Origin of the sequence: Micromonospora sp. CV4 (assembly GCF_003667455.1) — a bacterium.
Classification (GTDB): Bacteria; Actinomycetota; Actinomycetes; order Mycobacteriales; family Micromonosporaceae; genus Micromonospora.
Map to the genome: position 1 here is coordinate 19086 of NZ_RCVI01000161.1, position 21800 is coordinate 40885.

At 68.7% G+C, this 21800-nt stretch carries 26 protein-coding genes and 2 pseudogenes; 18 read left to right on the forward strand and 10 right to left on the reverse strand.

Annotation, left to right across the window (positions count from 1 at the left end):
* Positions 1-5: 5 nt before the first annotated feature.
* The gene (locus EAD98_RS03470; protein ID WP_121652628.1) at positions 6-1922 is read left to right on the forward strand and encodes a fumarate reductase/succinate dehydrogenase flavoprotein subunit; all 1917 of its coding nucleotides are present in this window, start codon (positions 6-8) and stop codon (positions 1920-1922) included.
* Positions 1922-2989 carry a succinate dehydrogenase/fumarate reductase iron-sulfur subunit gene (locus tag EAD98_RS03475; RefSeq protein WP_121652629.1) on the forward strand — a complete coding sequence of 356 codons (1068 nt, stop codon included), beginning with the start codon at positions 1922-1924 and terminating at the stop codon, positions 2987-2989. The genes EAD98_RS03470 and EAD98_RS03475 overlap by 1 nt, the downstream gene beginning before the upstream one ends.
* Positions 2990-3079: 90 nt before the next feature.
* Here EAD98_RS03475 and EAD98_RS03480 read toward each other — a convergent pair whose 3' ends face one another.
* Positions 3080-3535: a (deoxy)nucleoside triphosphate pyrophosphohydrolase gene (locus EAD98_RS03480; RefSeq protein ID WP_121652630.1), complete on the reverse strand. Its 456-nt coding sequence runs from the start codon at positions 3533-3535 to the stop codon at positions 3080-3082.
* A gap of 183 nt (positions 3536-3718) precedes the next feature.
* Here EAD98_RS03480 and EAD98_RS03485 point away from each other — a divergent pair, with 183 nt between their 5' ends.
* A complete protein-coding gene (locus tag EAD98_RS03485) occupies positions 3719-4027 on the forward strand; it encodes a 4a-hydroxytetrahydrobiopterin dehydratase (RefSeq protein WP_121652631.1) in 309 nt (102 codons plus the stop codon).
* 129 nt (positions 4028-4156) lie between these two features.
* Entirely contained in the window at positions 4157-4480 is a 324-nt protein-coding gene (locus tag EAD98_RS03490) for a hypothetical protein (RefSeq protein ID WP_121652632.1), read from the forward strand.
* A 66-nt stretch (positions 4481-4546) separates the two neighbouring features.
* Here the strand turns inward: EAD98_RS03490 and EAD98_RS03495 are convergent, their stop codons facing one another.
* Together EAD98_RS03495 and EAD98_RS03500 are read right to left on the reverse strand one after the other, a co-directional pair.
* Positions 4547-4969 (reverse strand): VOC family protein, encoded by a 423-nt coding sequence (locus tag EAD98_RS03495; RefSeq protein ID WP_121652633.1) that lies wholly within the window; start codon positions 4967-4969, stop codon positions 4547-4549.
* Complete coding sequence (locus tag EAD98_RS03500) at positions 4966-5319, reverse strand: DUF1801 domain-containing protein (RefSeq protein WP_121652634.1); 354 nt, start codon at positions 5317-5319, stop codon at positions 4966-4968. The genes EAD98_RS03495 and EAD98_RS03500 overlap by 4 nt, the downstream gene beginning before the upstream one ends.
* Before the next feature lie 119 nt (positions 5320-5438).
* On the opposite strand from EAD98_RS03500, the gene EAD98_RS03505 reads away from it, so the two are divergent.
* The 6 genes from EAD98_RS03505 (at position 5439) to EAD98_RS03525 (ending at position 9053) form a co-directional block, all read left to right on the forward strand.
* Positions 5439-6329 carry a LysR family transcriptional regulator gene (locus EAD98_RS03505; RefSeq protein ID WP_121652635.1) on the forward strand — a complete coding sequence of 297 codons (891 nt, stop codon included), beginning with the start codon at positions 5439-5441 and terminating at the stop codon, positions 6327-6329.
* Positions 6326-7081 (forward strand): class I SAM-dependent methyltransferase, encoded by a 756-nt coding sequence (locus tag EAD98_RS03510; protein WP_121652636.1) that lies wholly within the window; start codon positions 6326-6328, stop codon positions 7079-7081. The genes EAD98_RS03505 and EAD98_RS03510 overlap by 4 nt, the downstream gene beginning before the upstream one ends.
* Positions 7082-7091: 10 nt before the next feature.
* On the forward strand, positions 7092-7454 hold the full coding sequence (locus tag EAD98_RS03515; protein ID WP_007464929.1) for a PH domain-containing protein: 363 nt from the start codon (positions 7092-7094) through the stop codon (positions 7452-7454).
* Positions 7455-7689: 235 nt separating this feature from the next.
* Positions 7690-8421, forward strand: coding sequence for a class I SAM-dependent methyltransferase (locus EAD98_RS03520; protein ID WP_121652637.1), 732 nt, complete (start codon positions 7690-7692; stop codon positions 8419-8421).
* A 109-nt stretch (positions 8422-8530) separates the two neighbouring features.
* The gene (locus EAD98_RS30860) at positions 8531-8686 is read left to right on the forward strand and encodes a hypothetical protein (RefSeq protein ID WP_158609764.1); all 156 of its coding nucleotides are present in this window, start codon (positions 8531-8533) and stop codon (positions 8684-8686) included.
* Positions 8679-9053: a VOC family protein gene (locus tag EAD98_RS03525; RefSeq protein WP_121652638.1), complete on the forward strand. Its 375-nt coding sequence runs from the start codon at positions 8679-8681 to the stop codon at positions 9051-9053. Before EAD98_RS30860 ends, EAD98_RS03525 begins: the two co-directional genes overlap by 8 nt.
* Positions 9054-9084: 31 nt before the next feature.
* Here EAD98_RS03525 and map read toward each other — a convergent pair whose 3' ends face one another.
* Complete coding sequence (gene map / locus EAD98_RS03530) at positions 9085-9903, reverse strand: type I methionyl aminopeptidase (RefSeq protein ID WP_121652639.1); 819 nt, start codon at positions 9901-9903, stop codon at positions 9085-9087.
* Between the two features lie 103 nt (positions 9904-10006).
* On the opposite strand from map, the gene EAD98_RS03535 reads away from it, so the two are divergent.
* Positions 10007-10273, forward strand: coding sequence for a helix-turn-helix domain-containing protein (locus EAD98_RS03535; protein WP_089016955.1), 267 nt, complete (start codon positions 10007-10009; stop codon positions 10271-10273).
* A 108-nt stretch (positions 10274-10381) separates the two neighbouring features.
* The gene (locus EAD98_RS03540) at positions 10382-10909 is read left to right on the forward strand and encodes a hypothetical protein (protein ID WP_233583704.1); all 528 of its coding nucleotides are present in this window, start codon (positions 10382-10384) and stop codon (positions 10907-10909) included.
* Between the two features lie 221 nt (positions 10910-11130).
* Here the strand turns inward: EAD98_RS03540 and EAD98_RS03545 are convergent, their stop codons facing one another.
* Both EAD98_RS03545 and EAD98_RS03550 read right to left on the reverse strand, forming a co-directional pair.
* Positions 11131-11883 (reverse strand): DUF1028 domain-containing protein, encoded by a 753-nt coding sequence (locus EAD98_RS03545; RefSeq protein ID WP_121652641.1) that lies wholly within the window; start codon positions 11881-11883, stop codon positions 11131-11133.
* 4 nt (positions 11884-11887) lie between these two features.
* Positions 11888-12697: a GNAT family N-acetyltransferase gene (locus EAD98_RS03550; protein WP_147457321.1), complete on the reverse strand. Its 810-nt coding sequence runs from the start codon at positions 12695-12697 to the stop codon at positions 11888-11890.
* Positions 12698-12992: 295 nt separating this feature from the next.
* Here EAD98_RS03550 and EAD98_RS03555 point away from each other — a divergent pair, with 295 nt between their 5' ends.
* On the forward strand, positions 12993-13328 hold the full coding sequence (locus EAD98_RS03555) for a hypothetical protein (RefSeq protein WP_121652643.1): 336 nt from the start codon (positions 12993-12995) through the stop codon (positions 13326-13328).
* 138 nt (positions 13329-13466) lie between these two features.
* Here the strand turns inward: EAD98_RS03555 and EAD98_RS03560 are convergent, their stop codons facing one another.
* Positions 13467-13994: a restriction endonuclease gene (locus tag EAD98_RS03560; RefSeq protein WP_158609765.1), complete on the reverse strand. Its 528-nt coding sequence runs from the start codon at positions 13992-13994 to the stop codon at positions 13467-13469.
* Positions 13995-14215: 221 nt separating this feature from the next.
* Here EAD98_RS03560 and EAD98_RS03565 point away from each other — a divergent pair, with 221 nt between their 5' ends.
* The 3 genes from EAD98_RS03565 (at position 14216) to EAD98_RS03575 (ending at position 18061) form a co-directional block, all read left to right on the forward strand.
* Positions 14216-15121, forward strand: a complete 906-nt coding sequence (locus EAD98_RS03565; protein ID WP_158609766.1) for an abortive infection family protein — start codon at positions 14216-14218, stop codon at positions 15119-15121.
* 619 nt (positions 15122-15740) lie between these two features.
* Entirely contained in the window at positions 15741-16916 is a 1176-nt protein-coding gene (locus EAD98_RS03570; protein WP_147457323.1) for a hypothetical protein, read from the forward strand.
* Positions 16917-17626: 710 nt separating this feature from the next.
* Entirely contained in the window at positions 17627-18061 is a 435-nt protein-coding gene (locus EAD98_RS03575; protein ID WP_121652647.1) for a hypothetical protein, read from the forward strand.
* 197 nt (positions 18062-18258) lie between these two features.
* On the opposite strand, the gene ychF is transcribed toward EAD98_RS03575, so the two are convergent.
* The 3 genes and pseudogenes from ychF to EAD98_RS03590 form a co-directional block, all read right to left on the reverse strand.
* Entirely contained in the window at positions 18259-19344 is a 1086-nt protein-coding gene (ychF, locus tag EAD98_RS03580; protein WP_121652648.1) for a redox-regulated ATPase YchF, read from the reverse strand.
* A 94-nt stretch (positions 19345-19438) separates the two neighbouring features.
* Complete coding sequence (locus EAD98_RS03585; protein ID WP_121652649.1) at positions 19439-20173, reverse strand: peptidase E; 735 nt, start codon at positions 20171-20173, stop codon at positions 19439-19441.
* A gap of 296 nt (positions 20174-20469) precedes the next feature.
* Positions 20470-20898: pseudogene (locus EAD98_RS03590) on the reverse strand (hypothetical protein); the annotation flags it as partial.
* Positions 20899-21035: 137 nt separating this feature from the next.
* Here EAD98_RS03590 and EAD98_RS03595 point away from each other — a divergent pair.
* Both EAD98_RS03595 and EAD98_RS03600 read left to right on the forward strand, forming a co-directional pair.
* Positions 21036-21545, forward strand: coding sequence for a SigE family RNA polymerase sigma factor (locus EAD98_RS03595; protein ID WP_121652650.1), 510 nt, complete (start codon positions 21036-21038; stop codon positions 21543-21545).
* Positions 21542-21800, forward strand: a pseudogene (locus tag EAD98_RS03600) (hypothetical protein); the annotation flags it as partial. The gene EAD98_RS03595 and the pseudogene EAD98_RS03600, both read left to right, overlap by 4 nt.

A 21800-nucleotide genomic window follows, 5' to 3' on the forward strand; every position in this document is an offset into this window, starting at 1 on the left:
CTGACATGACCACTACCACTCGTATCGAACGACACCACTACGACGTCGTCGTCATCGGGGCCGGCGGCGCCGGTCTGCGCGCGGCGATCGAGGCCCGGCTCGCCGGCAAGAAGACCGCGATCATCTCCAAGTCGCTCTTCGGCAAGGCGCACACGGTGATGGCCGAGGGCGGCGCCGCCGCCGCGATGGGCAACGTGAACAGCCGGGACAGCTGGCAGGTGCACTTCCGCGACACCATGCGCGGCGGGAAGTTCCTCAACAACTTCCGGATGGCCGAGCTGCACGCGAAGGAGTCGCCGCAGCGGATCTGGGAGCTGGAGACGTACGGTGCGCTCTTCGACCGCACCAAGGACGGCAAGATCTCCCAGCGCAACTTCGGCGGCCACGAGTACCCCCGCCTGGCGCACGTGGGTGACCGGACCGGCCTGGAGCTGATCCGCACCCTCCAGCAGAAGATCGTCTCGCTCCAGCAGGAGGACCACCGGGAGTTCGGCTCGTACGACGCCCGGATCAAGGTGTTCTCCGAGACCACCATCACCGAGCTGCTGCTCGACGGTGACCGGATCGCCGGCGCGTTCGGCTACTACCGGGAGTCCGGGGAGTTCATCCTCTTCGAGGCGCCGGCCGTGGTGCTGGCGACCGGCGGCGTCGGACGCTCCTACAAGGTCACGTCGAACTCCTGGGAGTACACCGGGGACGGGCACGCGCTGGCGCTGCGTGCCGGGGCGACGCTGATCAACATGGAGTTCCTCCAGTTCCACCCGACCGGCATGGTCTGGCCGCCCTCGGTGAAGGGCATCCTGGTCACCGAGTCGGTGCGTGGTGACGGTGGCGTCCTGAAGAACTCCGACGGCAAGCGGTTCATGTTCGACTACGTCCCCGACGTCTTCCGCAAGCAGTACGCGGAGACCGAGGAGGAGGCGGACCGCTGGTACACCGACCCGGACAACAACCGGCGTCCGCCGGAGCTGCTGCCCCGCGACGAGGTGGCCCGCGCGATCAACAGTGAGGTCAAGGCCGGGCGTGGCTCCCCCGCCGGTGGTGTCTTCCTGGACATCGCGAGCCGGCGCTCCTCCGACGAGATCCGCCGGCGGCTGCCGTCGATGTACCACCAGTTCAAGGAGCTGGCCGACGTCGACATCACCGCCGAGCCGATGGAGGTCGGGCCGACCTGCCACTACGTGATGGGTGGCGTCGAGGTGGACCCGGATTCGGGTGCCGCCTTCGGCCACGTACGCGGGCTCTTCGCCGCCGGCGAGGTCTCCGGCGGTATGCACGGCTCCAACCGGCTGGGCGGCAACTCGCTGTCCGACCTGCTGGTCTTCGGCAAGCGCGCGGGTGGGCACGCGGCCAGCTACGCCGACGGGCTGGACGCCCGGCCGAAGGTGGGCGTGGACGCGGTGGAGGCGGCGGTGGAGACCGCTCTGGCTCCGCTGCAGCGCGACACGGGCGAGAGCCCGTACGTCCTCCAGCAGGATCTCCAGGCGGTGATGGGGGATCTGGTCGGCATCATCCGCCGGGAGGGCGAGCTGGCCGACGCGCTGGGCCGGCTGGCCGAGCTGCGCGAGCGGGTGGCCAAGGTGAGCGCGGCCGGTGGCCGGCGCTACAACCCGGGCTGGCACCTGGCTCTGGACCTGCGCAACATGCTGGTCGTCTCGGAGTGCACCGCCAAGGCCGCGCTGGAGCGGCAGGAGTCGCGCGGCGGGCACACCCGGGAGGACTATCCGGCGATGGAGCCGAAGTGGCGGCAGGTGAACCTGGTCTGCGCGCTGGACGGGGACACCGTGCGGTTGACCCGCAAACCACTCCCGAAGATGCGGGCCGAGTTGATCGGCCTCTTCGACCGGGCGGAGCTGGCCAAGTACCTGACCGACGAGGAGCTCGCGGAGTTCGACGCCCTCGCTGAGGAGGCGGGCAACTGATGGGAACCAAGAGGCAGTTCCGCATCTGGCGGGGCGACGAGAACGGCGGCGACCTCCAAGACTACACGGTCGAGGTGAACGAGGGCGAGGTCGTCCTCGACATCATCCACCGCCTCCAGGCCACCGACGCGCCGGACCTGGCCTGCCGGTGGAATTGCAAGGCCGGCAAGTGTGGCTCCTGCTCCATGGAGATCAACGGCATGCCGAAGCTGGGCTGCATGACCCGGATGTCCACCTTCACGGAGGACGAGACGGTCACCGTCACCCCGCTGCGTACCTTCCCGGTGATCCGGGACCTGGTCACCGACGTCTCGTTCAACTACGAGAAGGCCCGGGAGACGCCGGCGTTCGCCCCGCCGGCCGACGTGGCCCCCGGCGACTACCGGATGCAGCAGGTCGACGTGGAGCGCTCGCAGGAGTTCCGCAAGTGCATCGAGTGCTTCCTGTGCCAGACCGTCTGCCATGTGGTCCGCGATCACGAGGAGAACAAGCAGGCGTTCTCCGGGCCGCGGTACTTCATCCGGGCGGCCGAGCTGGACATGCACCCGCTGGATGCCCGGACCGACCGCAAGGAGTACGCACAGGCCGAACAGGGCCTCGGCTTCTGCAACATCACCAAGTGCTGCACGGAGGTCTGCCCCGAGCACATCAAGATCACTGACAACGGGATCATCCCCATGAAGGAACGGGTCGTCGACCGCAGGTACGATCCCCTTGTGTGGCTTGGTAGCAAGATCTTCCGCCGGGGCGAGACGCCCCAGACCAGCGTGACCACCGCCCGTCAGGGCTCGGCGACGCCGCCGAGTACGAGCCGGGGCGGGACGCACTCGCACGCGGGTGGTTCGCACGACCCGCACGCCGAGGCGCAGGCGCAGAGCGGCGTCAACTGGCACCGGGAGGTGCCGCACCCGACCGCGCCGGCCGTCGACGACCGGGGCCGGTTGCCGCTGACCGAGCTCACCTTCGACCGGGCCGCCGCGCCGTCGCCGTTCGGTGACGACGTGACCTTCCCGCTGCCTCCGGAGCACCTCAACTTCGCCCACCCGGAGCAGGACGACAAGCACTGAGCACGACCACCAGGACGGGGGCCGGCCGGCATTGCCGGGGCCCCCGTCCCCCATTTCCAGGGTTGATCATGCGGTGCACCCACCCCATGATCAATTACTTGGCAACCGGGGATCCGCGAGCAGGGGGCGGAGCGCGGCGACGATGGGAGCGTCGGCCGGGAGCCAGGTGACCGAGTCCAACTCGTCGGCGGTGAGCCAGCGCAGCGCCGAGTGCTCCAGCGCCTGCGGCTGATCGTCGTGCAGCAGCCGGGCGGCGTACACCTTGAGCACCGAGCGGCCGTGCGCCATCCGCACGTCGCGGCCGACCCGGTCGCCGATCTGCACGCGTACGGCCAGCTCCTCGGCGCACTCCCGGACCAGCGCGTCCGTCTCGGCCTCCCCCGGCTCGACCTTTCCGCCGGGAAACTCCCACATCCCCGCCACCTCGGGCGGGGCGGAGCGGGCACAGGCGAGTACCCGCCTGTCCCGGATGATCGCCGCTCCCACGATCACCTTCAGGTCCCGTCGTTCGGTCTGCCCGCCACCATTAGCCCGTTCGGTCCGCACGGGCGTCCAGGGTGCCAGATCAATCGGCGGTTTGGGTACCGTCGCCGTCCGCTAGGCCAACAGAACACGGAAGTGTGGGCGTGGACACTCCTAGCGAGCGACGACAGACTAGAGGGCACCGACAAGACACGGGATGGCGACGATTTGGCCACAAGCCGGCAACGGCGCTTGGGGGGTGCGGTTATGCGCGTGCTGTTCAACAGCCGGGCCAAGCACGACTACCTTTCCGACGCGTTGACCTTGCTCTCGGGTTGGACGCGTGAAGGCGAGCAGATCCGACGGACTCTGGAGATCGACGATACCCAACACGCGGCGCTGACCGAGCGGGTGAAGGTCGTCGCCGACGCACTGCGGCTGCGTCCCGAGATCAGCCGCCGGTCAGACAGTACCCAGATCCGGGTCGGGCACGGTAACGACGAGCCGCTGACCGAGGGCGAGGTCCTGCTGGCGGCCCGCATCGAGGACGCCTACCGCGCGGTCATCGAGTCCTGAGGGCTCGGTGTGAAGTCGTGAGAATACTGAGGTTTCCCTGAAAAGTACCCGGGTATCGATTCGGTGCGGTAGCGGACAACAAGCCGCAACCAACCTGAGTCTCTGATACTTCACTTTTCGGGAGCTGACATGACCACCCCCATCCAGAACCGCGGCGCCGACCACGTCGAGCACGCCGGCCAGCACGACGTCCGCCGCGTGCACCGGCACGGCGACGAGACCAAGCCGTCCTGGAAGACCACCGAACTGGCGGTCTACCTGCTCGCCGTCATCGGGGTCCTGATCGCCTCGAACGCCGTCGGCGACGGCGCCGCCAACGACGGTGGCGACTACTTCGCCGCCGACAAGGCCTGGTGGTACATCACCCTGCTGACCATCGGTTACCTGGTGAGCCGCGGCCTGGCCAAGTCCGGCAGCCGCAGCGCCGACCACGACCCGCGCAGCGACCACTGACGCACCGCGGAAAGCCCCGCACTTCCCGTTCGGACGGGGAAGGGCGGGGCTTTCGCATGGTCGGGTTCATCCGTCGGCGCGGGCGTCCTGCGGGTACCAGCGCAGCTCCACCGAGTTGCCGTCCGGGTCCCGCACGTAGATCGAGGTTGCCGAGCCGCGCGCGCCGAACCGGTCGACCGGCCCGGTCAGCACCGTGAAGACGCCCGACTCGATCACCCGCTCCCAGTCCAGCGGCGCCACCACCAGGCAGAAGTGGTCCACGTTGGTGCCCTGCCGGTCGCCTCGGACGAGGTCGATGATGCTCTCGGGGCTGATCCGCACCGACGGGAACGGGACGGTTCCAGCGCGCCACTCGTCGACCCGTACCGGCGCGAGCCCGAGCCGGCCGCAGTAGAAGTCCAGCGCCCGCTCCACGTCCGTGACGGTCAGCACCAGGTGGTCGAAGCCGGTCACCCGTACGGCGCTGTGCCTGTCGGTTCGCTCGCTCACGCCTCCTCCAGCGCGGCGGCCGCGCGCAGCCAGTCGGTGAACAGGGCCGGGTCGATGTCCGCGACGCCGTGCAGCTTCGCCACCGCCATGGCCCGCGCGGCGGGCACCAGTCGCCCGGACGGGTCGGCGATCTCCTGCCCTCGCCACAGCCCGAAGGTGACGTAGGAGCCGTACGCCTTGACCAGGCAGACCGGACGTCGACCGGGCCGGTCGCCCAGACTCCACACCGGGTGGCCGTGCCACATCGCGCCGGTCGCCCCGGGCAGGGCGTCCGCGATGACGGGCGTCAGCTTCTCCCCGACCTCGCGGAGCGGGCCGGCCAGGCCGGCCAGGTAATCGTCGATGCTCATCTCGCAGCCTCTCGGTCGAGCGTGCTCTCCTTGCCGACTTCACTATCCGGCGACGGGAACCGCCGACCAAGATCGGTTGCGGCTACGATCGTTGACCACCGGTCAACGATGGGAGCGATGTGCTGGAGCGGTACGAGGTCGAGACGTTCCTGACCCTCGCCGAGGAGCTGCACTTCGGCCGGACCGCCGAGCGACTACGGGTCAGCACCGGCCGGGTCAGCCACGTGGTCAAGAAGCTGGAGCGCCAGATCGGGGCACCGCTGTTCGCGCGGACCAGTCGGGTCGTCCGGCTCACCCCGATCGGGCGGCAACTCGCCGACGACCTGACGCCACACGTGGCCGGGATCGACGCGGCGGTCCGCCGCGCGGTCGACGCCGGCCGAGGCGTCACCGGGACGCTGCGGGTGGCGTTCCTCGGCGAGTGGACGGCGCCGGTGCTGCTCCGGGCGGTGGCGCTGTTCTCCGAGCGGCACCCCGACTGCACGGTGGAGGTGCACGAGGCGCAGCTGTCCAACACCCGGGCCGGCCTGCTCGACGGCTCGACCGACGTACTGATCGCCTCGTACCCGTTCGACGGGATGGTCAACGGCCCGGCGCTGCTGTCCGAGGACCGGATGCTGGCGGTGGCCGCGGGCCACCCGCTCGCCCGGGAACGGTCCGTGTCGCTGGAGGTGCTCGCCGACCACCCCGTGGTGCAGTACCCGTCGGTGACGTCGGTGGAATTCAAGCGGGACCGGACCCCGGAGCACACCCCGTCCGGCCGGCCGGTGCCGAAGGGGCCCGCCGGGAACACCTTCTCCGAGATGCTGTCCCTCGTGGCGATGGGCCGGGGTGTGCTGCCGGTGGGCGGGCACACCCGCCGCTACTACCCACGCCCCGACGTGACGTACGTGCCGATCCACGACGCGCCACCCATCGAGCGGGGTCCGGTGTGGCTGGCCAGCAACACCACCACCCGGGTACGGGAGTTCGTGCGTGCCGCGACAGACGCGAACAGCGCGGACCGGTGAGACACGGCGAGTTCCGCCATCCGCGGCTGGTCCAGGTCTACGACGCCGAGTGCGCGTGGGGGCCGGACGACGACTTCTTCCAGGCGGTGGTCGACGAAACCCCGGCCGCCCGGGTCCTCGACCTGGGCTGCGGCACCGGCCGCCTGACCGTCGCCCTCGCCGCCGCCGGCCACACCGTCACCGGCGTCGACCCCGCCGGCGCGTCCCTGGCCGCCGCCCGGGTCAGGCCGGGCGGCCAGCAGGTGACCTGGATCGAGGGCACCTCGGCCGTGCTGCCGGACGGGGCGTTCGACGTGGCGGTGTTGACCAGCCACGTGGCGCAGTACTTCGTCGACGACGCGGAGTGGGCGCGTACCCTCGCCGACCTGCACCGGGCGCTGGCACCCGGCGGCCGGCTGGTCTTCGACGCCCGCGACCCGGCGGACCGCCGCTGGGAGCGGTGGAACCCGGTGGACTCGCCGCGGCGGATCAGGCTGCCGGACGGCGACGAGGTCCGCGCGTGGACCGAGACCACCGGGGTACGCGACGACGCGGTCAGCTTCACCCACCACTACCACTTCGCCGACGGCGAGGAACTGCTCAGCTCGGCCACGCTGCGGTTCCGCACCGAGGCGCAGCTGCGCGACTCCCTGGGCACGGCGGGTTTCACCGTGGATCGCATCCACGGCGGTTGGCGCCGCGAACCGGTCGGCCAGGGCGACGGCGAGTTCCTGGTCATCGCCCACGCCAGCCGGTTGGCGCCGGTTGCCTAGCCTGGTTCGCATGGCGAACATCGCGTACGACCGCAAGGAGCAGGTCCAGCAGATCGAGAGCGGGCTCCTCGACGGTGAACAGATCATCGCCGTCTACGACGCTGTCGGCACCGGCACCGGGTTCATCGGGCTGACCGACCGACGCGTGATCATCCAGGACCGCTCCTTCGTCGGGAAGCGGCATGCGATCACCAGCATTCCGTACTCGAAGATCACCAGCGTGAGCGTGGTCAGCAACAAGTCCTGGGGTGGCACGTTCTTCTCCACCGGGGCGATCGCCATCCACGTCGGCACGCACACCTACGAGGTGGAGTTCCGTGGCGCGCAGAAGAGCCACCACGTGCACAACGTGATCCTGCACCACATCTCCTGACCGCCCGACCAACCGCGGGCCCGGTCGAGGTAAATGCCTTGCCGGGCCCCGGCGTCCTCTGGTGTCCTCACCCGACAGCCGCGCGAAGGGAGCAGCCGCCATGCCGCACTTGACGAAGACCCTCCGACCGAACGTCATCCGACCTGAGGAATCGAGGCTTCGTGAGCAGATCCGCTCCGACATCCGCGACGCGGGGAAGCACCGCTGACCTTCTGACCACCCCCGGAGGCCGCTGATGTCGGTCTTCGACGATCCCGGCCTCTTCGGCCGGCTGTGGGCCGCCGGCTACGACGACGGACCGAACCCCGACCCGATTCCGGCCGTCGACTTCCTGGCCAACCTGGCCGACGGCGGGCCGGTACTCGAACTGGCGATCGGCACCGGCCGGATCGCACTGCCGCTGGCCGAGCGCGGCCTCACCGTGCACGGCGTCGAGGCGTCCGAGGAGATGCTGGCCGAGATGCGGGCCAAGCCGGGCGGCGACCAGATCCCGGTCGTGGTCGCCGACATGGCGGACGTACCCGTGCCGGGCCCGTTCCGTCTGGCGTACCTGGTCTACAACACGCTGTTCAACCTGGTGGACGCCGAGCGACAGGCGGACTGCTTCCGCAACGTCGCCCGGGTGCTGTCGCCCGGCGGAGCGTTCGTCGTCGAGGCGTTCGTGCCCGACCCGCGCAGCTTCGACCGGGACGAGCAGGTGCAGGTACGCGCCGTGACCGAGGACTCGGCGACGATCCGGCTGCACCGGTACGACCGGCCGGCGCAGCGGTTCATCCGGCAGACCATCACCTTCGACAGTGCGGGCGTGCACCTGAAGCCCTTCGCGATGCGGTACGCCTGGCCGCACCAGATCGACGCGATGGCGCAGCAGGCGGGGCTCCGGCTCACCGAGCGGTACGCCGACTGGCAGGGTCGACCGTTCGACGCGGACAGCACGTCCCACATCTCCGTCTACCGCGCCCCGTAGCGGCGGTTGGTCGACTCCGGGACCGGGGAGCCGGTGGTGTCGATGTGTCACTGTCGATGACACCCGACCTCCACGGCCCCGGGGTCGATCTCCGTCAGCGGAAGCGAGGTTGGGCGTCGTCGTCGCCGGCATCGGCCCGAAACGCCGCGCCGCACGCGAGAACGCCCGACTGCGCGCGGCGCTGCTCGGTGGCGAGATCCCACCGAAGGCGGACGTGCGTCCGGACCGTGTCGTACCCGGCGGGCACGATGCGGGACATGTCTGAGCCGACTCCGCACCGACACAACGCCATCGACTACGTGGAGCTCACAGTCACCGAGCTCGACCGGGCCAAGCGCTTCTACGCCGACGCTTTCGGCTGGGAGTTCAACGACTACGGGCCGGGGTACGCCGGCATCCGGAGCCCAAAGGGTGTCTCCGCACCGGAGGTGGGCGGTCTGCGCGCCGACCAGGAGGTCCGGACGGGCGGCCCGCTCGTGCTGCTCTACTCGACCGATCTGGACCGGTCCGTGGAGGCGGTGAAGGCCGCCGGCGGTCAGGTGGTGGACGGGCCGTACGAGTTCCCCGGTGGCCGACGGTTCCACTTCACCGACCCCAGCGGCAACGAGCTGGGCGTCTGGGCCGAGCAGTAGCGTCTCGGGTCACTCCCGGCCGGCCGGCTCGTCAGGACGTCGCGGCCGACTGCCCGCTGCGGTCGCCCGGCCTCGTGCCGTGCCCGGGGCGGCGGGTCAGCACCTGGGGGCCGGCCTGGGTGATCGCGACGGTGTGCTCGGAGTGGGCCGAACGCGAGCCGTCCGCGGACCGGATCGTCCACCCGTCCTGGTCAAATCTGATCTTGTCGGTGCTGCGGCACAGCCACGGCTCGATCGCGATCGTCAGGCCAGGCTTGAGTTTCATGCCCCGGCCGGGGCGGCCGCTGTTGGGCACGTGTGGGGCCTCGTGCATGGTGCGGCCGATGCCGTGCCCGCCGAATTCGTCGTTGACCTGGTAGCCGTAGCGATGGGCGACCTCGCCGATGGCGGCGGAGATGTCGCCGAGTTGATTGCCCGGCCGCGCGGCGTCGATCCCGGCCTCCAGCGCGACCTCGGTGGCCTCGATCAGCTTCAGGTCCTCCGGGGCGGGGGTGCCGACGATGACGGACAGCGCGGAGTCGGCTACCCAGCCGTCGATGCCGACCGCCATGTCGATGCTCAGCAGGTCACCGTCGCGCAGGGCGTAGTTGTGCGGCAGGCCGTGCAGCACGGCGTCGTTGACCGAGAGGCACAGGACGTTGCGGAACGGACCGCGGCCGAACGACGGCGTGTAGTCCCAGTAGCAGGACTCGGCGCCGCGTTCCTTGATCCGGCGGCGGGCGTGGTGTTCCAGGTCCATCAGGTTGACCCCGACGGCGGTGACCTCGCGCAGCTCCGCCAGCAGCTCGCCGACGAACTGGCCGGTCACGGCCATCCGATCGATCTCCTCGGGGGATTTAAGTTCGATCACGATCAGCCCTTCCCTCTCCGTAGCGGTATATTTATACCACGCTGTTCGGGGCGCCCCGCGAGTTGGCTTTGCCGGGCCGAGAAGGCGGATCTATCCTGCTGACATGGTTCGCCCACCGCTCACACCCGAACAGATCGCAGCGGGGCAACGTCTCGGGGCGGCGCTTCGGGTCGCGCGGGGCGGCCGCAGCCTTGTCGAGGTGGCCCTGGCGGCCGGCATCTCGCCGGAGACGCTGCGCAAGATCGAGGTGGGCCGGCTCCCGGCACCCGCGTTCGGCACCGTGGTCTGCCTCAGCGAGGTCCTCGGCGTCGCGCTCAGCGACCTGGCCGAGGTGTGGCTGGCCGACCTGCGCGTCCGCGAAGCGTCCTAGCTCGCACATACCAGCACGCCGGTCGGGTGCCCGGCCCGCGGACCTGATTGCGGCAGTGAGCCGATAACGGCTGGCGCGGCGTGGAGCCCGTGGGCCATGGTCTGAGGTGTGATCGTCATCCAGCGGACACGGGTGCGATGGAGCGCGGCTGGGCGCGGCGCCCCACAGGCAGACGCCCGTCGAGGACTCGACCGTGCGGTGCCGCTCCCCACGCCGCTGCCCACGGGCGACGTCGTGGTCCACGACGTGCTGGCCGATGAGGCCGTCAACTACGCACGCCACGACGACGTACAGACCGGCGACGTGAGCATCGCCCGCGGCCTCGCCCTGTGGCTCACCCTCGACGGCTCGGCGGCCACCGTCGAGCGACTGCCCGGCAGGGCGGCTTTTCCCCGGGTCGGAACTTCGACCCGCCTGTTCACCCTCACCCACGGGCAGGTCGGCCGCTATCGGGCCAACTTCCGGTTCCGGTTCACCGACTGCGCCTGCAACCCCAGCTGGTACTACGAGAACTGGTTGATCCACATCGGCAACGGCGATGTGGGACACGACCGGTTCCTGCGCGGCCAACCCGACCGCGATGTCGACAACCGCGTCCATCTCTATGGCGGCTCCGGACGCCGAAGCAACCATTAGCAGCCGCACGCGCGACTGTCGCTCGTCAGAGAGGTCACTCGCCGCCGGTCGGGACCTGTCGACGGCCCAAGGGGTCAGCGTCGGATCGCCCTCGCTGAAGCCATGATCGCCGGGGTCATCCGTTCACCGACATGAGCGGACGTGTCCAGCCCGGATTCAGACGTTCGAGCGGACCATGGAGCCGCTCTCCCGCCACCGGCCGAAACGCGTCCGACGCCTGCTCACAGGGCCTCGCGGGGCGCCATCGTTGATGGCAGCCGGTTGCCGGCGTCTGACGGTGTCTCGTGCCCGATCTGTGCGCCGAGCGCCTGCCGGGCGGCCTCGCCCATGGGGTCGTCGCGGGTGGGCATCCCCTGGATGGTCGGCAGCACCTCCTCCCGGAAGACGCCGTGCAGCCGGCGCAGTTCCCGCGCCGGATGCCCGGAATCGTCGACCCGCACGTCCCAGAGCGGGTACGGCTGAACACCGATCACCGTCACGGTCGCCGACCGCGCGCCGTGCCGGTCACCGCCGGCCTCCTCGCCGGCCCCGATGGCCAGAACGAGCCGCTCCGCCAGGTCGAGTTCCCCACTGTGCTCGAACACCCGGACGATCTCGGCGAGGGTCTCCGGACCCACCAGGCGGTTGCCCTGCACCGCGTAACCCGGCCCGGTGCGGTGCCCCGCCCAGTCCTTCGTACGGGAGCCGGTGAAGGCGTGCGAGCGGCCCTGGCGGTCGACCATGCCCACCTGCCGCACCTCCCGACCCGGGTCCCGGGCCAGCAGCTCGGTCAGGACGTCCTGGGGCGAGCGGCCCTCGCCGAGCAGCGGCAGGCCGTCGTAGGCCAGGAACGGATTGGGGGTGGCCTGGGTCGCCACCGCACCACGGCCCGAATAAACGTGTGCGACGAGCTTGCCGACGGCAGGCCTGGCCGTCAGGGCTCCCACCCCGAGCTGGCCGGTACGCGGACACCGTGCGGCGATCGAGAAGGTCACCGTCCTACTCCCTGGTCCGCTCCGGATGCACGTTATCGACCATGTCGTGCCCCGGCACGCTGATGCAGAGCGCGCCCGGCTCAGCCCCGCACACCGGGCAGGACCGCCAATCCTCGATCGAGCCAGGATCGTGCCCCAGTTCACCAGCCATGCGGCTGATCTCCACCGCCGCCTGGTGCAGACTGTCGTCCTGATGCCGGGTGGCGGCCTGATGGACGTCGCGCACCGCGTTCTTCGCACGCTCCTCCATGGGCTCGGACATGGCAGCGTCGTTCCCGGGAGGAGCGACCTGAAACGAAGCAACTGCCGGGCGAAAGCGCTGCACGAAGCCGCGAGCCTGATAGTTCGCCAGGGCGTGCGGATGGTCCCAGTTCGAGGTACGGAGCCAGACGCGCCGCGTCCGGCCGTCCAGTTCCACACCGTTCTCCGGCCACTGAAGGCTCCACGCGGCATGCGTCAGCAGTGACAAGGAGTAGCCGCCGTATCCGTGGCCGATGTACTCCGGGCTGAGACCGAAGGTATCCAGCTCCACGTCTCGCCCTGGATGTCGGCGCAGGCAGCCCCAACCGGCCACCTCGTCCCGCACGCGGATCCACCAGTGCCGCAACGCCGGGTCGCTGAGCCAGTCGACCCAGTGCCGTGTCGACCATGCCAGGCTCGACCATCGATGCGCCGCCGCGATGCGATCGTGTACCTCCTGCAACTGCGACAGGCTGACCCCGGCAGGGTCCTCGACCGGCGCCAACGCCAGGCCCTCCACAGCCTTCGCCCACCGCAGCTGGGCCGGACCTGTCATCTCCAGATACGTGATCACCTTTTCGGAGTGCACGCTCTATCGTCTCCGGGGCGGCGGATTGCGGCTGGCCAGCATCGATCAGAACGCTGACCTGCGGGAACAGCCCGGATTCAGACGTTGAAGCGGAACTTAGAGCCGCTGTCCTGCCACCAGCGGGAACCGTGGTCGGCGCCTGCTCACACCGCGTCTACGGCTGCCATCGTTGGTGGCTGTCTGACAACGTTTGACGACGTCTTGTGCCCCCTGTGTGCCCCGACCGCTGGCACGACGTGGTTAGCTGCCGGCACCGGCATCCGTTAGCGAGGGGACCGACGTGGCGTTGACCAAGAAGGGCTCTCGGCTCATCACGGTCGACGGCGTGGTCTACAGGTGGCGGGTGCGCGGACGACCCACCTACGCCCAGGCGCTCGGTGAGCGGCCACTCGCCGTCGCCGTTGAGCAAGCCGAAGGCAACGGCAGTGTATTGCTAGCCAGCATGCCCCAGGACCACCCCAGCAACTGGATCGGTGGTCCGTCCATCCCCGTTCTTCCATCGCAGGTCGCGGCAGTCATCCGCAAGGCTCTGAGTGAGGGATGGCGGCCCAGCCAGCCGGCGACGGTCTTTCGCACGACTGCGGCCGACGCATCGCAGGAGTCGTCGACTCCTTGACCCCCAGGCAACCCGCCCAACGTATTGACCTGGAACGACCGTGCTCTTCACCTGCCGAGGCGATCCGTCACTGTCCCCGTTGTCCGCCCACGTCCGTCCTGATCGTCACTCAGTTAGTCACCCAGGCCGAAGCGCTGGCTACGACCAGAACTTCGACCACTCTCCGAGAGCGAGGAAGCGCACGAACGCGTCCTCGTCTAGCTCTTCCACCCACTGTGGCGGCATCTCCTCGACTAATAGGTCTGCGGGATAACCGGGAGCACGGCATTCCTGAACAAGAGGCGGCGTGTGCAGGGCCACCGCCATCAGGGATGGATGTGAGGCACTCACGGCCCGGGTCACGGCAGAGACCGTGAAGCCCGAGTACGAGTAGATGATGCCCCGATCCGCTCCGATGTCGAGAAGCTTCCCGACGAACTGATCTACGACGCCGACGTCAACGACCCGGCCGTGTTTCTTGCACTCGATCGCGACAGTGACTCGAACTCCGACGACCTCGCCGCAGGCCAAGACGTCGACCTGACGTGGAACCCCGCTAAGCCGACCTGGCACACGTTGGTTGTGGGTCACCGACGAAGACTGGTCAAGCGTCGAGAGCAGCTTGTGTACCGACTGCTCGTAGCGTTCCCACAGCCTGTCTGTTGGCCGGCCTGTCCGTGATGCCACCACCGCATCGTAGGGCTGGGCAGTACCGCAGGTCGACCCGTCGATCGCCTGCGGCTGCCTCTGCCCTGCCTCCCAGCAATCTCGTCGGCCTTTGTCCGGCCCCTGCGCGCCTCAGGGCTGAGCAGGTATGGAGGTGCCTTACGGGCGCGCGTGCCGCTACCCCAACTCGCGTATCGTCATCGGAACCCCGGGTCGCCCCTTGCCCCACGGAGAGCGTATCGATGACGCCTGACAACCTCTTCGAAACGACGACCACCACCGCTGGCTTCGACGGCTGGCCCACGGTCGATAGCCGATTCAAGACTGACCTGCTGGAACAGCTTCGTCGAGGTCCGGTCGATGCCGTCAATGATGTGGATGTGGCCGAAGCACTGGCCCTGTTGCTGCACAGCGACTTCATGGCCTTCGGTACAGGCGGAGGGGAGCGATTAACGGATGCTGACGCGCGACTCTCCCTGCGAGCGCTGAGGGCGACCTGCGCGCGTCTCGGCCTAGCGATCGAAGTTCCTTGGCAGGACTTCACATCTTTTCGTAGCTACTGGCTAGCGCACGACGGATACGGATCATGGGCAGCTCGTCGACAGATGGTCGGCGAGGCATTCGAGCCCCTGCTTCAACGGCTCTATCAGATGCAGGAGCAGGTTCCCGCAGGCACCGTAGTGGCACCGGCTCTCAATGCCCTTACGGATCCAGCCGTCATCACCGAGCACCTGAAGCGCCTCGCCGCCAGCGTGGACACCGACCCTCGACTGGCGGTCAGCGTCGCAAAGGACCTGGTCGAAAGTACCGCCAAGCTGGTACTGCGAGAACGTGGTGTCGAGTACAACCCGAAGGATGACCTCCCTGCGTTAGTCGCACAGGCACAGCAGGCACTACGCCTCCATGCAGCCGGCGTAGCCGACACCACAGAAGAAGCGAAGGCGCTGAAAACGATCCTCGGGTCATTGTCTCGTCTGACCCAAGGGGTCACCGAGTTGCGCAACCAGGTTGGTGTTGGTCATGGACGTGACTCCGTCCCGGGATGGGTCCGCCCGCGCCATGCTCGCCTCGCCGCTGGGGCCGCCACCACCTGGTGCAACCTCATGTTGGAGACGCTCGGGGACCCCGAAGCGCCCTGGCGCACCTGAGAAAATTGGGCAGCCGGCAAGCCTCAGCTTGGGAATCGTATTGATCTACACGCTGGCTAGTCGCTTCATCCGGGCTACCGCTACCGACCGTTCATCGCCGGCTAGGTGACGTGCTGCTGCTGCCTCGTGTTGACCGCTGGATCGGGCACGGATCGGGCATGAAGCTGGCTACTTCGCTGGGCTAGAGATCAGCCCAGACATGCGGCTCCTCGTATCGTCCGTTACCCGCCAGGCCAGGCGCATCAAACGCCAGCTGACCTGGCGGTTCTCCGGGCTCTGCTGGTCGTTGCCGGTCGTCATTGGTCATCGCTTGACAGCCCATCGACGGCCCATGCAGCCGACGGCGCTAACGGCTGGACAGGCCACGGATACTGGTCATGTGAGGTTCCCAAGGCCAGGCAGCAAGAGGAAGAAGCGGCAGCAACGTGCCCCGAGCGGTTACATCACTGGCGAGCTTCATGCCGCGAGCGAATCGAGTAACGGTGCCGGTTGCCCGATATCGAAGACTCACAAACGGATGCAGGATTGTCATGATCAGTGGCATTCACTCACCCGCGAGTACCATCATCCTGGCCATTTCCGCCGAGAACTAAACACTGTCATTCAGAGTTTGCGCAACGTGACGTTCATCTTACAATCAGAGAAATCGAATATTGAAGGCTTCGATTCATGGTATGAGCCGTGGCGTGAGAAGATGCGCGCGAGCCACGTTATGCGCTGGGTCGTCGAATCGCGCAACCGGGTGGTGAAGCAGGGTGATTTGGATGCGAAGTCCGAAGCCAAAGCCGCTCTGATCGCAGCCTATTGGACCGGCGACCCGCCTGAAGAACTAGCCACAATCCTGGGTTCAGACAGTGAACAGAGGCTCAAGCTATCGATCAATGTGCCGCCTGCCACCTCCACAAAGGAGCAAGTGCAGGAACTTGCGAGTCTGCCAGACTTCTTCGTCAGGGAGGGCTACATCGAACTGACGCGCAGGTGGGTCGATAAGGCGCTGCCTGATCGAGAGTTGGCCGATGCGTGTGCCGAAGCATATGGCTTCATGGCCGTGATGCTGGACGACCTGCACGAGAAGCTGGGCATCGAACACGGGGTGGCGCTCGGGTCATCTGACGGGGGATATTTTGTTGTTGAACGCCTGCCTCACGGCAGGTTGCCCTGCATGGTCCCTACCGAATACGCAGTCCGTCGGTTCAGGCTGTCAAACGGGGCTACCGATGTTGGTGGCAACAGATACTCGTTCTCCCCTAATGCCAAACAGCTCAATAAATCCATGAGGAAGTATGGTTCGACCGATTCGCCGCCGGAAGGTTGGGACTCGGTTATCAGCATGGCCGACTGGTGCATGAGCAACGCCAGAAGGATTCTGGCAAAAGATCGTTGGCATGGCTGGTACGTGCTTCTCTACAAGGGCAACAGGCAAGTCGCCACTGAAGCTCTGGAAGCAAGAGACAGGCCAGATAAGATGGTTCTGATGCGCGAGTTGGCGGCTGCCATTGAGCGGAGCGGCATTGACGGGCTCGTAGAGGTTGGTGACACTTGGCAGGGGGGATTTGTGCATGACGAGCAGGGGTATATCGTACCTCCTGCCCTCCAAGACGATCGCCGCGAAGCCTTGTCAGTGGTAGCGGAAGACGCGTATGGCAACCGGCGGTACCTCATCTCGCCATATCGCAGGGTAGGTAGGAGAATCGAATTCGATGGCGACCCAATCGATTTGAGCGGCACCATGTTCTCCAATAATTTGCAACCGATTCGGGACGCGTGGCGGAGGATGGGGTTCAAGCCTCAGTAATCGCAAGATCAGCCCTGAGGACCTGCCATCCCGTCTGCCGTCGACCCGCCCTTTGGGGAGCGGGCTGCCGCCTGGCCCGCCACGTCAAGACGGCCTTGACGCTCGTACGGAGACTGGCGGGTCAGGCGGTGGTCTGCTCGGCTTGCCCGGGTCGCCGGCTGACGGGATGACCGCGCAACCACCTCCAGACCGCAACCCGCCGACGGGTCTTCACCATCTCGGAGCCCGAGCGCCCCCGCCGGAGGCGTAGTAACCGCAACCCCGCCACCAGCCGCCAGCTCGCCGACGCGGCCGGTGGGCGCTTCCCTACGCCGCGCGGGCTCGTGGCCGCGCGGCCCGGCCGGCTGCCGGCTTGCCACCCGGTCAACGCTCCCTGTCGTTCTGCGGCGGCCCCATGGGCTTCCCGCTTCCGCGCCAGCCGCCGGGCGTGTTGCGTGGCCAGAGTCGGAGCGCCAGCGGAGCGACGGACGCGCGCCCAGGCGGCGGCGCTTGCGGCCCGTTCAGGGCCGCCTCGAAGACGTACAGAAACTTTGCACAACATCGCCGGCAGCCCGGCTGTCCTCCGTCGACTGATGCGCGACACGCGTCCGCCAACTGATCTGCGGCACCTCAGCGGGCTGATCGCGGCAGAAATGGATGCTGCGCGAGCTCGCCATCGCGCTGCTGTCACGGCTGGTGGCGACCTGGGCGGAACATGATCCAATGCTGCGGTGGAACTAACCAAGCAGTTCAGTGAGCAGCAATACGCTCGGGCGCTGGAGTCATGGGCGTGGCTGGATCTCGCCGGCAAGGCTCCGCGGTTTACCTCGCTGTTCGGCGATGTGTTCCTTGAGTCTGCCGACGGGGCGTGGTGGTTCCTCGACACCTTCGAAGGGCAGCTCGTACGGGGGTGGAACTCGCGTGCCGACCTAACCGCAGAACTGGACACCGAGGGTGGCCAGGACAGGTACCTCCTGGCCACCCTCGCCATGGCGGCATACCACCGGCGCGGGCTTCACCTGGACGCCGGCCAGATCTATGCCTACGCGCCACCGCCGATCGTCACGGGCAGTTTCGACGTCGATCAAATCGAGGTGTTCAACTTCGTTGCGGTGGTCAATACCGCCGGCCAGCTCCACGAGCAGCTACGAAACAAGCCCAGCTAGGAGCGGGGCAGCCACTCCGTAGTGCCCGCCGCGACCTTGGTCCGGCAGCCAGCGGCGAGCGAGTTCGGCAAAGCAGGACCGTGCGTCGGCGGCCATCCTGTCGCCTCTAGCTCGCTGGATCTGTCCCACCTCACCTGGCGGAGCTGCGTCGCACATCAGATGTCGGATGACACGCCGGCTGCGCGAACAGGCCGGGTTCAGACGTTGAAGCGGAACTCCACCACGTCGCCGTCCTGCATGACGTACTCCTTGCCCTCGATGCGGACCTTGCCCGCCGCCTTGGCCGCCGCCATCGATCCGGCCGCAACCAGATCGTCGTAGGAGACCACCTCGGCCTTGATGAAGCCACGCTGGAAGTCGGAGTGGATGACGCCCGCGGCCTCCGGCGCGGTGGCGCCGACCGGGACGGTCCAGGCCCGCGCCTCCTTGGGGCCGGCGGTCAGGTACGTCTGGAGCCCGAGGGTGCGGAAGCCGACCCGGACGAGCTGGTTGAGGCCGGGCTCGTTCTGCCCGATCGACTCCAGCAGCTCGCGGGCCTCCTCCTCGGGCAGGTCCACCAGCTCGGATTCGATCTTGGCGTCCATGAAGACGGCCTCGGCGGGGGCGACGAGGGCACGCAGTTCGTCGAGGAACGCGGCGTTGGCCAGTTCGGCCTCGTCGACGTTGAAGACGTACAGGAAGGGCTTGGTGGTGAGCAGGTGCAGCTCGCGCAGGTGCTCCAGCTCGATCTTGGCGGCGGCGGCCCCGGAGTACAGGGTGGTGCCGCCGTCGAGCACCTCGATGGCCGCCTTCGCGGCGGCGACCGCGGCCAGGCGGTCCTTGCGGAGCTTGGCCTCCTTCTCCAACCGGGGCAGCGCCTTGTCCAGGGTCTGCAGGTCGGCGAGGATCAGCTCGGTGTTGATCGTCTCGATGTCGTCGGCCGGGGAGACCTTGCCGTCGACGTGCACCACGTTCGGGTCGGAGAAGGCCCGCACCACCTGGCAGATCGCCGAGGCGTCCCGGATGTTGGCCAGGAAGGCGTTGCCCCGACCCTGCCCCTTCGACGCGCCGCGGACCAGGCCGGCGATGTCGACGAACGACACCGGCGCCGGCAGCACCTTCTGCGAGGAGAAGATCTCGGACAGCTTGCCCAGCCGCTCGTCGGGCAGCCCGACCACGCCGACGTTGGGCTCGATGGTGGCGAACGGGTAGTTCGCCGCCAGCACGTCGTTCTTGGTCAACGCGTTGAAAAGCGTGCTCTTGCCGACGTTGGGCAGGCCGACGATGCCGATGGTGAGACTCACGACGGGCCAGCTTACGCCGGTGCTGGACGGGCCGGTCCAGGCGGCTCGGTTTTCGACTCCGGCGGACCCGCGCCGGCGGGACGCCGGACGGCTGTCAGCCGAGCAGGCGCGGGGCGATGACCGCCTCCCGGACGCTGCCGTCCGCGCCGCGGCTGACCTCGTACGCCGAAACGCCCTCTCGGTCGGCGACCGCCTCGACCAGCCGGGTGCCCTGGTAGACGAGCCCGACCCCGTCGTCGGTGCAGTGGCTGGTCGGCAACGTCTCGTCACCGACCAGCTCGTGCATCAGCGGTCGCCGCTGGCCCTCGCTGTCGTAGTGCACCCCGTTGCCGTACGGCAGCCAGCCCAGGCCGTCGGTGAAGCCGCGAAGCCGGGGGCCGAAGCTGTCGGTGGCGCCACCGACGTGCCAGCAGATCGAGCCGGCGGAGACGCCGCCCAGCACCACGCCGGCCTGCCAGCACTCGTGCAGGATCTCGTCGAGCCCGTGCACCCGCCACAGCGCGACGAGGTTGGCCACGCTGCCGCCGCCGACCCAGATCACGTCCTGGGCGAGCAGGTGGGCGCGGACGTCCTCGACGTTCGGCATCGGGAACAGGGCGAGGTGCGACAGCCGGAATCGGGTGCCGGCGAACGCGCCGTAGATGGCCGTCTGCGAGGTGGGCTGGTCCCCTACGGCCTGCCCGAGGTAGCAGATGCGCGGCTGCGGGCCGGCCTCGGCGAGCTCGGCCGCCAGCTCGAACACCGGGCCGGGGCGCAGGTCGGTGGGGCCGCGGTCGCCCCGGAAGAAACCCATGCTGGTGGCGAGGATGGTCGGTTCGCTGGCGGGCATGTGGGTCCTTCCGTCGGTGCGGGACGGCTTTCATCCTGCCGCAGCGGGCCGCCGGTCGATCACCCCGCCCAGAGGCCGAGGCCGACGCCCGCTCAACCGGCGCGTCTCTGGCGGGGCACCAGGGTCAGGGCGTCGGCGATCGCCGCGGTCGGCTCGCTGGGTGGGCCTTCCGCCGGCTCGCCAGGCTGGCCCTCGGCCGGACCAACGGGGGGTGCCGCGCCGGCCGTCCGGTCGTCGTTGGCCGGCGCGTCCTCCGGCCGGTGACCCGGGGGCAGCTCACCGAACGGCCGTTCCTCCGGGGGCAGTTGCGCGGCGGCGGCGCGGGGCAGGGTGAACCGTTCGGCGGCGGCCGGGCCGGCCGAGACCGACTCGCGCAGCATCCAGCGCACCTCGTCGGCCGTCCAGCCCAGCCCCGGCCGGACGGCGATCTCCCGGACCAGCCGCCGGCCGACCCGGGTGTCGTCGTCGTAGAACCGCATGCACCAGTGGTGTGTCCACATGCCGAGCGCACGCAGGCCGGCGTCGTCGAGCGAGCGGGCCAGCCGACCGCAGGCCGTGTCGGCGAAGGCCCGCTCGACGTCGGCCGCCCGGTCCCGTTCGATCGCCCCGACGGCGGCCGGCGCCACGGCCCGCATCCGTCGGTAGAAGGACTGCGCCACCGCGCGGGGCAGCGGCGGGAACGCGTCCCGTGTCGATGTCGCCGCCCGACCCGCCACGCTCGCCATCACCGCACCCCTTCTTGAGTTGGTGGCCGGACGTTACCCGCCACGACCGACACTTTCGGGCGGAAAAGCCGCTCGGATCGTGGATAGCGAGGATGACCTGGTGCGTCTGTACGGGTGACAACGAAACGGGGTGGTGGGTGGACGAGGACGAGCGTGCCCGGTTGGCCGAGTTCGTCGCCAGCCGGACTCCGGCGTTGCTGCGGGTCGCGTACCTGCTGACCGGGGATCGCAACGCCGCCGAGGATCTGTTCCAGTCGGCGTTGGCGCGGACCATCCCGCGATGGGGGACCATCCGGCACGCCGACCCCGAGGGGTATCTGCGCGTGGTGATGTACCGCGAGCAGATCAGCTGGTGGCGGCGACTGCGGCGGTGGCGGGAGACGCCGCTCAACCCGGCGGACGAGCCGGTGGGCGCGGATCCGAGCGGCGGTTCGGACGTGCGGTTGGCGATGCGCGCCGCACTGCGCCACCTGCCACCGGCGCAGCGGACGGTGGTGGTCCTCCGCTACTACGAGGACCTGCCCGAAGCACGGGTCGCCGAGCTTCTCGGCTGTTCGGTGGGCACGGTACGCAGCCGTACCCACCGGGCCGTCAGTCGGCTGCGCGAGCTGCTGCCGGAGGTCGACATGCTGGAGGTACGGCGATGACCGATCCCTTCGAGCACCTCATCCGCGCCACCCTCACCGACCTGGCCGAGGAGGCACCGATCGTGCATGACCAGTTGAGCCGAGCGGAACGGCGGGTGCGCAACCGGCGCCGGGCCACGGTGACCATGGGGGCGGTGGGCACCCTCGCGGCCGTCCTCATCGCCACCCCGCTCGCCCTCGCGGCGACCGGCTCGGACCAGCCCCGACCGGCCGCGCCCAACCCGACGGTCGAGCCAAGCCCGCCCGTGCCCACCC